The following is an 11,966-nucleotide window of genomic DNA, read 5'->3' on the forward strand; positions in this document are numbered from 1 at the left end:
CGAAATAAAGGAGGAGGCCGCAGGCCGGGGGACATTCGCGGAGAAAGGTACCCCGTCGGCGGGTGCGCGCCCCGAACAGCGGCGCTCAGAGCCACTAACGCGACGGATGACAAAGCAAGGCTTCATCTCAAAGCTCCTTGCGAATGTCGACAAGCCGCGTGAGCCCCCAAATGATCATCAGCACCACCGCCAGCAGAATCATCGCGTTGGCCGCAGCCAGCGGAAACTGCAGGTACGAGGTTTGCACCTGGATGATCTTGCCGATAGAGGCGATCTGCTGGCCGCCCATCACGCCGATGGTCACGAAGTCGCCCATCACGATGGTGATGACGAAGATCGAGCCGATCAGGATGCCGGTGCGCGACAGCGGCACCACCACGTTCCACAGCGTCTGCCAGCCCGAGGCGCCCGCGTCGCTCGCGGCTTCGAGCAGCGAACGGTCGATGCGCATCATGCTGTTGAAGATCGGCACGATCATGAACATCGTGTAGAGGTGCACAAAGGCGAGCACCACTGAAAAGTCGGAGAACAGCAGCCACTCGACCGGCTGCTCGACCACACCGAGCCCGGTCAGCATCTGGTTGACCAGCCCGTTGCGGCCCAGGAGCGGCACCCACGAAATCATGCGGATCACGTTCGAGGTCCAGAACGGCACCGTGCACAGCACAAACAGCACCGTCTGCATCGTCGACGAGCGCACATGAAACGCCAGGAAGTACGCCACCGAAAAACCGATGAGCAGCGTGATGCCCCACACCAACAGGCAGAACTTGAAAGTGCTCAGGTAGGTATTGAGCGTGACGCACAGGTCGCCGTTGTCCGTGAGCTGCGAGCAGCCCTCGAACAGGCTTGCGTAGTTGCGCAGCGTCACCGCCGGGATCAGCTCGTACTCGTTGAAGTTCCACAGGCTGACCATTGCGATCAGCGCCAGCGGAATCAAGAAGAACAGCAAGAACACCAGCGCGAACGGCGCGGCCTGCCACCATGCCTTTACGGCATGGACGGACGGGCTGGGCGCGTGCGCGCTGGTGGTGGGAGCGCTCACAGGATCAGGCCGCCATCAGGCTGCAACAAACTCGTTCCACTTTCTGACCATGTACTCGTTCTCGTCCATCACCGCGTTCCAGCAGGCGATGCCGCCCATGCGCTGCTCGTAGCTGCCGCCGTCGCGCACCGCGCCGGCCTTGGCCAGCAGATCGCCGTTCGGGCCCTTGATGTCTTGCGTGGCGGCCTTGCCTTCCATCCAGTAGGCCCACTCGTAGGCCTCCATCTTGGCCTTGGCCGTGTCGAGCACCGCGCTGTAGTAGCCCTGGCGGTTGAGGTACGCGCCGGCCCAGCCGTCGAGGAACCAGTTGATGAATTCATACGCGCCGTCGAGCTTCTTGCCCGACAGCGTGGCCGGCAGCCCGAAGCCGGCGGCCCAGGCGCGGTAGCCTTCCTTCAGCGGCTGGAAGTTGCAGGCAATGCCCTTGGTGCGCACGGCGGTGACGGCGGGCGACCACATCGACTGGATCACCACCTCGCCCGAAGCCATCAGGTTGACCGACTCGTTGAAGTCCTTCCAAAGCGCGCGGAACTGGCCGGCCTTCTTGGCTTCGATCAGGGTCTTGATAGTGAGGTCGATCTCGGCCTTGGTCATGTTGCCCTTGTCCTTGTACTTGTGGATGCCCTTGGCCTCCACCACCATCGCGGCGTCCATGATGCCGATCGACGGAATGTTCAAGATGGCTGCCTTGCCCTTGAACTCAGGGTTCAGCAGCTCGGCCCAGGAACCGATGGGCCGCTTGATCAGGTCGGGGCGAATGCCCAGCGTGTCGGCGTTGTAGACCGTGGGGATGAGCGACATGAACTGCGTGGGCGCGGTGGCGAACTTCTTCGACTTTTCGCCTTCGAGGTAAATCACCTTCTTGGGCGCGGTGCCCTGGTCGCCCACGGCCTTGCCCGCAACCTCGCCCTTGGTGAAGAGCGTGGTGATCTTGTCGGCGTTCTTGATCTTCTTGGTATCGATGCCCTTCAGGTTGCCGGTGGGCACGATCTTCTTGAGCGAGAAGAACTCGGTGTCGATCAGGTCGAAGCTGTTGGGCGCGGTCACGGCGCGCTTGGTCACGTCGTCGGTGGTCACGGCCACGTACTGGATCTCGATGCCCGTGTCGGCCTTGAACTTTTCGGCAATGGCCTTGTCCTGGTTCACCGCCGTGCCCAGGTAGCGCAGCACGATTTTTTCCTGTGCATGCACGAAGGGCGCAATGCCCGTGGCAAGGATGCCGGCGGTGCCTTGCAGCAGGGTGCGGCGCTGGAGGCCGGCGGACGAGTCGATGGGTTCGGTCATGGAAGAGTCTCCGTGGAAAAAAAGGTGGCGGATGAACGGAACGGAAAGGGAGAGCTACGCTGCCACGGCGAGCGCGCGCGCATCGGCTTCTGCCCATGCAAGGCGCACCGCGTCGCCCGGCGCATAGGGGCTTGCAAGAAAGGCCGCTTCGCCCAGCAGCACCGACACGTTCTGGCGCCCCGGCGCCGCGGCTTCGAGCGCAAGGCCGAGCAGCACATAAGTGCCCTGGTACTCGACGTCGGTGATGGCCGCGGCAATGCCGCCCGAGCCGGAGGCCGGCGCAATGCGCATGTGGTCGTTGCGCACCGCAATCGGGCCGGCGGGCGTGTCGAACACGTTATGGCCGCCCATGAAGCGCGCCACAAATTCGTTCGCCGGGTGGTTGTAGATCTGATGCGGCGAGCCGACCTGTTCGATCACGCCGTGGTTCATCACCACCATGGTGTCGGCCAGCGCCATCGCTTCTTCCTGCGAGTGCGTCACATGAACGAAAGTCAGCCCCAGCTCCTTCTGCCAGCGTCGCAACTCGGCGCGCATCTGGATGCGCAAGAAGGGGTCCAGCGCCGAGAGCGGCTCGTCGAGCAGCAGCACGCGCGGCTCGGTAATGAGCGCGCGCGCCAATGCCACGCGCTGCTGCTGGCCGCCGGAAAGTTCACCCGGCTTGCGGTCGGCCAGGTGGCCCATCGCCACCCGCTCCAGCAGGTCGCGCGCACGCTTCTGGCGCTCGGCCTTGGCTGTGCCTTTCATCTTGAGGCTGAAGGCCACGTTGTCCACCGCCGAGAGGTGCGGGAATAGCGCAAAGCTCTGGAACATCATCGCCGTGCCGCGCGCGGCGGCGGGCAGGTTGGTGATGTTGCGGTTGTCCAGCAGGATGTCGCCGCTGGTGACCGACTCATGCCCCGCAATCATCCGCAGCGTGGTGCTCTTGCCGCAACCTGAGGGGCCCAGCAGGCAGCAGTAGCTGCCGCTCGCAATGCGCAGGTCGATCTGGTCGACCGCGGGCGGTGTGCCGGCGGCATAGCGCTTGCTCAGGGCAACAATTTCAACGGCGGCGGGCGGAGGCGTGGCAACGACAGTCATTGGCCGGCGCCGCACACGGAAAACGATCGAAAAACGAGCATGCTGGCGTTAAGCACGCTCCATGCCACATTGGTGCTAAAGCGCCCCGTTCGGGCGCGCAATCATCTTGGGCGTGATGAACACCAGCATCTCGACCTTGTTCACCACCCGCTCCCGCGAGCGGAAGAGGGCGCCCAGGTAAGGCACTTCGCCAAGCACCGGCACGCGCGACTCGTCGTTCGTTTCCGTCAGCTCGAAGATGCCGCCGATAACCACGGTGCCGCCGTTCTCCACCAATACCTCCGTCTGCACGTGCTTGGTGTTGATGGCCGGCCCGGCCGATGTACTGACACCGCGGGTGTCCTTGCTTACATCGAGCGTGAGAATGATGTTGCCCTCGGGCGTGATCTGCGGCGTGACCTCGAGCTTCAGCACCGCCTTGCGGAAAGAAATGGAGGTTGCGCCGCTCGAAGTGGCCTGCTGGTAGGGAATTTCCTCGCCCTGTTCGATCAGCGCCTTGGTCTGGTCCGCCGTGACCACGCGGGGGCTCGACACCAGCCGGCCTTTGCCTTCGGCTTCGAGCGCGGAGATTTCCAGGTTCAGCATGCGCGTCAGGCTGGAGTTGAACAGCGACAGCGAAAAGGCCCCCGCGCTGTTGCCGGTGCCGCCCGCATCGCCGGCCGGCAGGTTCACGAAGTTGCTGCTGGTGTACGAAGTAAAGCTGTTGTCGCTGCCTGTGGGGCTGGTGCCGAACGAGCCGTTCTTGCCGATCGCTCCGCCGCCCAGCTTCACGCCGAGCGATTTGCCGAAGGTGTCGGAGGCTTCGACGATCCGCGCCTCGATCAGCACCTGCCGCACGGGCACATCCAGCTTGCGGATGAGCTCGCTCACTTCGGCCAGCCGCTGCGGGGTGTCGGTAACGAAGAGCTGGTTGGTGCGCACTTCCGCAATCGCGCTGCCGCGCGTACTCAAGAGGCGCGTGGCCGAAGCGCCGCCGCTGCCGCCGCCCGATGCGCCGGCGCCGGTCAGGCTTTGCACCACGGCGGCAGCCTTGGCGTAGTTGAGCTGGAACGACTGCGTGCGAAGCGCCACCAGGTTTTCCACCGTGGCCAGTGCTTCGAGTTCGATCTTTTCCTTGGCGTTGATCTCGTCCCGTGGCGCAATCCAGAGGATGCTGCCGTTCTTTCGCATGCCAAGGTTCTTGGCTTGCAATATGACCTCCAGCGCCTGGTCCCACGGCACCTCCTTGAGCCGCAGCGTCAGCACGCCGGAAACCGACTCCGAGGTCACTACGTTGAAGCCGGTGAAGTCCGCGACCACTTGCAGCAATGCGCGAACCTCGACGTTCTGGAAGTTGAGCGTGAGCTTCTCCCCGGTGTAGCCGGTGCCCGGGGTCAGCTTGCCCGGATCGGTCTTGCGCGGGCGCACTTCGATGACGAACTGCTCGTCTGCCTGATAGGCGATCTGCTCCCAGTCGCCGCGCGAATTGATGGTAAGGCGGACCCTGTCGCCGAGCTGCTCCGCATTCACCGATTCGACCGCCGTGCCGAAGTCCGAAACGTCGAGCCGGCGCCGAAGCGCATCCGGCAGCGAAGCGCCCATGAACTCGGCCACCAGTGCAGCGCCTTGCCGCCGCACATCAACGCCGAGCTGGCTGCTGCCCATGGCGATGATCAAGCGGCCGGCGCCGTCGCCGCCGCGCCTGAAGTCGATGTCTTGCAGCGCCGTTACCTGGCGGCCCCTGCCTTCCGCGAATCCGGCGGCCGGCGAAGTCCTGGGCGGCTGGCCCGTTCCGGACTGCAGCGAGACCAGCAGCGACCGGCCCTGGATCTCTGCCTGGTAGTTGGCCGCGCGCTTGAGGTTCAGCACCACGCGCGAGCGCTCGCCGGCCTGCACGACATTGGCGCTGCGAAGGTTGCCCAGGTTGAACTCGATGGCGGAGCGGCCCACTGCGCTGGCCACGCCTGGAAAGTCCAGCGCAATGCGCGCCGGCTCCTGTACGACGAAGCCTGTGGGCAGCGCAGTGAGCGGTTGGGTGAAGTCGATGCGAACCAACTCCACGCCGGCGCGTGCGGTGCTCGTTACGGCCTCGATGGCGTTCTGCGCCTGCGCTGTGATCGAAGCCAGCAAAACGATGGCGGCGCCGGGCCACCGCCACGGCCGCAAGGCGCTCGTGGAGCGCGGGCAAATCTTCATGGGTTCTCTCCGTTGAGGCGAGCCGCAAAAAGACGTGCGCACTCCGCCGTTGACCGGCTGAATGGTTCCGTTCAATGTGGGAGAAATCTCGCCGAACGGCGACTGATCGCAACTTGTGTTGCACCCATGCAATAGGTCTTGTCCGTACCTTGGCGGGCCTGCCGCGTCGTCTCTCCGATTTCTCCGAATTTGCGCGGAACCATCGTGGCTTCGGAATCCTGTGGAGCGCATGAATGATGGCAAGTCGATCAATGGTTGCGATGCTTGCGGGGGCGTTGGCCATTGCGTGTGCCGGGTCCGGCATGAGTGCGAGCCACGCGATGGCGCATGCGAGCCTGGAGCACGCCGCGGTGCAGCCCGTGCAGGCTGCCTCACGCGCTTCAGCAAGCCCCTGGTGGCTGGCGTTCGAGAGCGAGACGCTGAATACGCTGGTTGCAGAGGCTTCGAGCAGCGCGGCCTCCACGGCGCGGATGGACTTGCCGGCGGCGGAGATCCGGGTTTCGGCGGCGTACGTCGGGCTCTTGGTGCAAACGCTGAGCCTCACCTACATCGACAGCGCACGTGCCGCCGCGCGCCGCCAGTCGGAGCTCATAGCCGCCAGCCCCGCACCGCACGACGATTTCAGCAAGGAGCTGAAGCAACGCGAGGCCGGGGCGACAGCATCGATGAAGAAGATCGATGCGCAACGCGAAGCGCAACTCGCCTTCCTGGCAGCGCGCTCGAACCTGCCACGGGAAAAATTGCGCACGGCGATCGCCGATGAAGTCGCGGCGCGCAAGCAGCCACGCTTTGCGCTACCGCTGCCACAGGCCGTGCCGGCGGTGCTGCTGGCCAACCGCGACGACATCCAGCTGGCGGCGGCGCTGTACGGCATCGATCCGCAAGCCAGTCTTGGTGGAACGATCGATGCCGCCGAAGAAGATCCTGGTGAAGACAGCCAGGAAGCCATCGCCGATCTTCCCGGCTATCCACTTTTTCCGGATGCGGTGGCGCAGGGCCGCGCGGAGGTTGCGCAGGCGCTGCGAAAACTGCGAGCCACAAGCGCAGCGGCGGCAGATGCAAGCCGGCGCGCGGGCGAGGCCAGGGCATTGTTCGAGCAATCGAAAACGCTGATGAGCCGCAAAGAGATGTCGGAGGTCCAGGTGCTCGAGGACTATCAGGCGCTGATGCTCGACCTGCAGCGGCTTGCCGTGTCCAACGGCAATCTCGCCATCGCTTGGATCGGCCTCATGGCCAGCCTGGGAAGCCGCACGCCGGTGGTTCTGCATGCGCCGCAAGTGCCGGCCGCTGCGGGCCTCCGTGAACGCCCAAGGCTTGCAGGAGCCTTTTCTTTCTGACGGCTCAGGTGCCGAACCGGCCGGAGTCGGAGCCCACCGGCAGCGCCGCAGCAGCCAGCCCGCGCAGCACATCGCCCACCACGATGACCGCCGGGCTCGCCAGCCCGCCTTCGGCAATGCAGGCCTGCAGCCGGTCGAGCGTGGCCGTGATGTGGCGCTGCTGCGGCAGGCTCGCGTGCTGGATGACCGCCACTGGCGTGTCGCCGGGCAGTCCCTGCAGCAGTTCGCGTTCGATGTGGCCCGCGCCCGCCACGCCCATGTAGATCACCAGCGTGAGCCGCGCGCTGTGCGCGGTGGCGGCCAGCGTACGCCAGTCGGTGGCGTCTTCATGCGCGCTGGCGCCTGTCTTGGCGTGGCCCGTGACGAACACCACGCCCTGTGCGTGGTCGCGGTGCGTGAGCGGCACGCCCAGCAAGGTCACGGCGGCAAGGCCGGCGGTGATGCCGTTGATCACCGTGCATTCGATACCGGCTTCGCGCAGGTGCTCGACTTCTTCGCCGCCGCGCCCGAAGATGAACGGATCGCCGCCCTTGAGCCGGACCACCGTTTCGCCTTCGTGCACCGCGGTGATCATGAGCCGTTCGATGAATGCCTGCGGCGTGCTCTTGCAGCCGCCGCGCTTGCCCACGTGCACGATGCGTGCGCCGGGCCGCGCATACGAAGCCAGGATGCTCTCGCTCACCAAGTCGTCCACCAGCAGCACGGTGGCGGCCTGGATCGCCTTCACGGCCTTGATCGTCAGCAGCTCGGGGTCGCCTGGGCCGGCGCCCACCAGCGTGCAGCTTCCGGCGGTGAATGGAGGTGTGGGTGCGTTCATGCGTGGGCTGCCAGTTGCGTGATGTGCCTGACCTGGGTGGCAATGGCCTCCGGCACAGGAAGCTCGCCATTCAACACGCGGCGCGTGTAGTCGGCCGTGGTCGCGACGTCGATCTCTTTCGGCAGCCCCGGCACCTCGTTCGACGTGCCGGCAGCCTGGGCCTGCAGCTCGCTGCGCACGCCGCGCACAAAGCCGTCGATCTGCGCGGTGCGGCGCGGGTCGGAGACCACTTCGCCTTCGAGCCCGCGCGAGAGCAGGGCGGTCATGCCCATGAGCTCGAAAGTCTCTGCCATGGTGCGCGCGTATTCCGGATGGGTGTAGCTTGCCACGACCACGCAGGGGCCGGTGGTCGGCTGCATCAGCTTGACCACGCTGTGGCCAGGGTTGCGCAGGCCCACCACGCGGCGCACGTCGAGCAGCCGCTTGAGCGCGGGGTTGAGCAGTTCGGTCGGCGCAAAGCAGACCTCGCCGGACGCAATTTTTCGGATGGCGGTGAGCATGGGGATGTCCAATGCCTCCAGCACGTTCGATGCCAGCACGCGCGATGTTTCGGTGGCGCTGCCGTGCACCAGCACCGGCAGACCTTCGCGGGCGAGCAGCAGCGCGAGCAGCGGCGTGAGCACCGGCAGCTTGCGCGCGCCGTTGTAGCTCGGCAGCACGATGAGGGGGCGGTCGGCGGCCGGAACCTGGTTGAGCCGCGCATGCGTTGCGTCGAGAAAACCGGCCATCTCTTCGGGCGTTTCGCCCTTGATGCGCATGGCCAGGCAAAAGCCGCCGATTTCGAGGTCGGTCACGGTGCCGTCCAGCACCTGGCCGAACAGGTCCGTGGCCTGTTCGCGCGTGAGCGGCTTGGCGCCTCGCGCGCCGCGGCCGATTTCCTTGATGTATTGGCTGATTCCCATGGGTGCCCCGATTGTCCCGCAATGCTTATGCCGGAAAGCAAGGCGGCTTATGCACCGTCTAAGCCCCCTCCGCGAGGACCTCCACCGGCGTTGCCCGCACCATGCGCTTGAGTTCGGGCAGGCAGGAGCCGCAGTTGGTGCCGCACTTCAGCGCGCCTTGCAGCGAGGCCAGCCGTTCCTCAGGCGTGCCGCTGCAGCGGCCCAGTTCGGCCTGAATCGCCAGGTTGGTCACGTTGAAGCAGGTGCAGACCGTTTGCCCGCGGGACTGCACCGCCACCGGCGCGCGGGCGCCCGGCGACAGCAGTAGCCGGCCATAGGTTTGGGCCGGAATTTCCTCGCGCAGCAAGGTACCGATCCAGGCCTCGGCGCTGGTGTCGCCGCCCAGCAGGAAGGCTTCGAGCCCGGCATTGCCGTCGGCGCGGCGCACCAGCCGGGCCACGCGGCGCTGGCCGCGGCGGCGGTCGGCGTAGCGCAGGGCATCGCTCGCGCCAAGGCCAAGCACGCCTTCGATGCGGTCGACGAGGCTGTCGTCCGGCGTGTCGTGCGCGGCCGCGCGAAAGAGGATGCCGCTGCGCTCTTCGCCCGGCGTGTTGCCCGAGAACGGTACGCAGGTGGCAAACGGAAACATCGCCATCAGCGGCTTGAGCGCCTGCTGCGCGGCAAAGGCGGCGTCGGACGGCAGCCAGGCCATGGCGAGCAGCGACCATGGCAACTCGGCCTTGAGGATCTTGACCGGCGTGTGCTTGAGCTCGGGTTGCTTCGAAGTGGGGCAGTAGGCCGGCGTGGTCAGCGCATTGATGCCGGCCAGCGGCGTGCCGGTCGAGGAGCAGCCGCTCAGGTATTCCTCGCCCCAATGCATGGCAACGAAAGCCTGGGTCAGACCGATTTCGGCGCTCGCGCGCGCGGGCAGCAGGATGGAGCCGCGCTTGGAGGTGAGGTGCACCAGGTCGCCGTCTTTCAGCAGACGGCGCGCCATGTCTTGCGCGTTCATCTGCACCACCGGCTCGGCCACGTGGCCGAACAGGCGGCCGACCGTGCCGGTGCGGCTCATGCCGTGCCACTGGTCACGCAAACGGCCGGTGTTGAGCGAGAACGGATAGCGCGCCTCACGCGCCTCGGCCACGGGTTTGTAGACGGTATCGGCGAAGCGTGCGCGGCCATCCGGCGTTGGAAAAACGCCGTCTTCATAGAGGCGGGCGCGGCCGGTGGTCTCGCCTTCTTTCAGCGGCCACTGCTGGGGCCCGGCCGTTTCGAGCATGGCGTAGCTCAGGCCGGTGATGTCGAGGTCGCGCCCGCGCGTGGATTCGCGATGCTCGTTCCACACCTGTTCGGCCGAGGCGTAGGGGAACAGCGTGTCCGTGCGGCCGAGCCGCTGTTCGAGGCGGTGTGCAAAGTCGACGGCAATCGACCAGTCGTGGCGCGCTTCGCCGGGCGCCGTCACCGCGGGGCGCACGCGCGAGATGCGGCGCTCGCTGTTGGTCACGGTGCCTTCCTTCTCGCCCCAGGTGGTGGCGGGCAACAGCAGGTCGGCAAAGGCGCAGGTCGAGGTGGTCGAAAAAGCCTCTTGCACCACTACGAACTCGGCACGCTCGAGCGCGCGCCGAACCGTGGCCTGGTCGGGCATCGATTGGGCCGGGTTGGTGCAGGCAATCCACAGCGCGCGAATCTCGCCGTCAGCCGCGGCCTGGAACATCTCGACCGCGGTCTTGCCGGGCTTCTCGGGCACCGAGGGCAGGTTCCACAGCGCCGCCACTTCCGCGCGGTGCGCGGGGTTGGCCAGGTCGCGGTGCGCGCTCAGCAGGTTGGCCAGGCCGCCCACTTCGCGCCCACCCATGGCGTTGGGCTGGCCGGTGAGCGAGAACGGGCCGGCGCCGGGCTTACCGATGTGGCCGGTGGCCAGGTGCAGGTTGATCAGCGCCGCATTCTTGGCGGTGCCGCTGGACGACTGGTTCAGGCCCTGGCAATACAGGCTCAGGGTGGCGGCCGAGGTCGCGAACATGCGCGCCGCGGCAAGCAGGTCGTCCTTCGAGATGCCGCAGATCTGCGCCACCTTGTCGGGCGTGCATTCGCGCACCGTGGCCTTCAATGCATCGAAGCCCGTGGTGTGGGCCGCGATGTAGCGGTTGTCGGTCCAGCCTTCCCACAGCATCAGGTGCAGCATGCCGTTGAACAGCATCACGTCGGTGCCCGGCTGAATGGGCAGGAACAGGTCGGCAATTTCGACCGTGTCGGTGCGGCGCGGATCGGCCACGATGATCTTCATGCCCGGGTTCGCGGCCTTCGCGTCCTCGATGCGGCGAAAGAGAATCGGGTGCGCCCATGCGGCATTGCTGCCCACGATGAAAAGGCACTCGGCGTGCTTCAGGTCGTCGTAGCAGGCGGGCGGCGCATCGGCGCCCAGCGTCTGCTTGTAGCCGGCCACCGCGCTGCTCATGCACAGGCGCGAGTTGGTGTCGATGTTGTTGGTGCCGATCAAACCCTTGGCGAGCTTGTTGAAGACGTAGTAGTCCTCGGTGAGCAGTTGGCCCGACACATAGAAGCCCACGGCGTCGGGCCCGTGGTCGCGAATCACCTGCGCGAACTTGTCGACTGCGCCGTCGAGCGCGGTGTTCCACGCAACGGGTGCCGGCTCGGCGCCGCGCGCGGCGCGCTGCATCGGCTGCAGCAGCCGCGTCTGGCGCGTGACCGTGGCCGTTGCCGTGAGGTGCAGCGTGGAGCCCTTGGTGCAAAGGCGCCCGAAGTTGGCCGGGTGGTCGGGGTCTCCGCGCACGCCGGTGATCTGCGCGCCGTCGGACTCGATAATCACACCGCAGCCCACGCCGCAGTAGGGGCAGGTGGAGCGAGTTTCTTCCATGGGTCGTGCCTTGGTTGTGCGCCTAGCTGCCGTGCGGCGCCTGCACGTCGAAGGTCTCGTCGCCCAGCTTGCCGGCCGTTGCGGCGCCGGGGCCGGCGCGGGGCGGTGCCAGGTCGATCGCATGCGTCTTGAGTTCTTCCGCATCCAGATGCACCACGCCCTCGGCAACCTTCACGGCAAACTTCGGCGTGCATCCTTCATCGGGCGACCTGGCGCAGCCGTCGTCCAGGCCGATGGCCCAATTGTGCAGCGGGCAGGCCACGCTGGTACCGAACACGATGCCCTGGCTCAAAGGCCCGCCTTTGTGCGGGCAGCGGTCCAGCAGCGCGAACACCTGGTCCTCGGCATTGCGGAACACCGCCACATCCACGCCCACCGGGCGCGCCACGCGGCGAGCGCCCAGCACCGGGATGTCCTCGACGCGGCAGATCACTTTCCACTCGTTGGTGTTGCTGTTGTTGCTCATGGGTTG

At 66.2% G+C, this 11,966-nt stretch carries 9 protein-coding genes; 1 reads left to right on the top strand and 8 read right to left on the bottom strand.

Going from position 1 to position 11,966, the window contains the following annotated elements; all coding sequences use genetic code 11:
- Window positions 1-127: 127 nt before the first annotated feature.
- The 4 genes from V9L21_RS26215 to pilQ form a co-directional block, all read right to left on the bottom strand.
- On the bottom strand, window positions 128-1,045 hold the full coding sequence (locus tag V9L21_RS26215) for an ABC transporter permease (protein ID WP_337315698.1): 918 nt from the start codon (window positions 1,043-1,045) through the stop codon (window positions 128-130).
- 15 nt (window positions 1,046-1,060) lie between these two features.
- Window positions 1,061-2,329 carry an ABC transporter substrate-binding protein gene (locus V9L21_RS26220; RefSeq protein ID WP_337315699.1) on the bottom strand — a complete coding sequence of 423 codons (1,269 nt, stop codon included), beginning with the start codon at window positions 2,327-2,329 and terminating at the stop codon, window positions 1,061-1,063.
- A gap of 54 nt (window positions 2,330-2,383) precedes the next feature.
- A complete protein-coding gene (locus tag V9L21_RS26225) occupies window positions 2,384-3,409 on the bottom strand; it encodes an ABC transporter ATP-binding protein (RefSeq protein ID WP_337315700.1) in 1,026 nt (341 codons plus the stop codon).
- Between the two features lie 75 nt (window positions 3,410-3,484).
- Entirely contained in the window at window positions 3,485-5,584 is a 2,100-nt protein-coding gene (gene pilQ, locus V9L21_RS26230) for a type IV pilus secretin PilQ (protein ID WP_337315701.1), read from the bottom strand.
- Window positions 5,585-5,886: 302 nt separating this feature from the next.
- Between pilQ and V9L21_RS26235 the strand changes: the two genes are divergently transcribed.
- Window positions 5,887-6,921 carry a hypothetical protein gene (locus tag V9L21_RS26235; RefSeq protein WP_337315702.1) on the top strand — a complete coding sequence of 345 codons (1,035 nt, stop codon included), beginning with the start codon at window positions 5,887-5,889 and terminating at the stop codon, window positions 6,919-6,921.
- Window positions 6,922-6,925: 4 nt separating this feature from the next.
- On the opposite strand, the gene cobA is transcribed toward V9L21_RS26235, so the two are convergent.
- The 4 genes from cobA to nirD are packed head-to-tail and all read right to left on the bottom strand — an operon-like array spanning window position 6,926 to window position 11,960.
- Window positions 6,926-7,738, bottom strand: a complete 813-nt coding sequence (gene cobA, locus V9L21_RS26240) for a uroporphyrinogen-III C-methyltransferase (protein WP_337315703.1) — start codon at window positions 7,736-7,738, stop codon at window positions 6,926-6,928.
- Window positions 7,735-8,640: a DNA-binding protein YbiB gene (gene ybiB, locus V9L21_RS26245; protein ID WP_337315704.1), complete on the bottom strand. Its 906-nt coding sequence runs from the start codon at window positions 8,638-8,640 to the stop codon at window positions 7,735-7,737. Before ybiB ends, cobA begins: the two co-directional genes overlap by 4 nt.
- Window positions 8,641-8,698: 58 nt before the next feature.
- On the bottom strand, window positions 8,699-11,494 hold the full coding sequence (locus tag V9L21_RS26250; protein WP_337315705.1) for a nitrate reductase: 2,796 nt from the start codon (window positions 11,492-11,494) through the stop codon (window positions 8,699-8,701).
- Between the two features lie 22 nt (window positions 11,495-11,516).
- Window positions 11,517-11,960 carry a nitrite reductase small subunit NirD gene (gene nirD, locus V9L21_RS26255; protein WP_337315706.1) on the bottom strand — a complete coding sequence of 148 codons (444 nt, stop codon included), beginning with the start codon at window positions 11,958-11,960 and terminating at the stop codon, window positions 11,517-11,519.
- Between the last annotated feature and the right edge of the window lie 6 nt (window positions 11,961-11,966).

Source organism: Variovorax sp. CCNWLW235, assembly GCF_037204085.1.
GTDB lineage: Bacteria > Pseudomonadota > Gammaproteobacteria > Burkholderiales > Burkholderiaceae_C > Variovorax.

What these genes read in the sequence shown, in the direction of transcription:
- V9L21_RS26220 (WP_337315699.1), bottom strand. Translation starts at nt 2,329, where the DNA reads ATGACCGAACCCATCGACTCGTCCGCCGGCCTCCAGCGCCGCACCCTG.
- V9L21_RS26225 (WP_337315700.1), bottom strand. Translation starts at nt 3,409, where the DNA reads ATGACTGTCGTTGCCACGCCTCCGCCCGCCGCCGTTGAAATTGTTGCC.
- pilQ (WP_337315701.1), bottom strand. Translation starts at nt 5,584, where the DNA reads ATGAAGATTTGCCCGCGCTCCACGAGCGCCTTGCGGCCGTGGCGGTGG.
- V9L21_RS26235 (WP_337315702.1), top strand. Translation starts at nt 5,887, where the DNA reads ATGAGTGCGAGCCACGCGATGGCGCATGCGAGCCTGGAGCACGCCGCG.
- cobA (WP_337315703.1), bottom strand. Translation starts at nt 7,738, where the DNA reads ATGAACGCACCCACACCTCCATTCACCGCCGGAAGCTGCACGCTGGTG.
- ybiB (WP_337315704.1), bottom strand. Translation starts at nt 8,640, where the DNA reads ATGGGAATCAGCCAATACATCAAGGAAATCGGCCGCGGCGCGCGAGGC.
- V9L21_RS26250 (WP_337315705.1), bottom strand. Translation starts at nt 11,494, where the DNA reads ATGGAAGAAACTCGCTCCACCTGCCCCTACTGCGGCGTGGGCTGCGGT.
- nirD (WP_337315706.1), bottom strand. Translation starts at nt 11,960, where the DNA reads ATGAGCAACAACAGCAACACCAACGAGTGGAAAGTGATCTGCCGCGTC.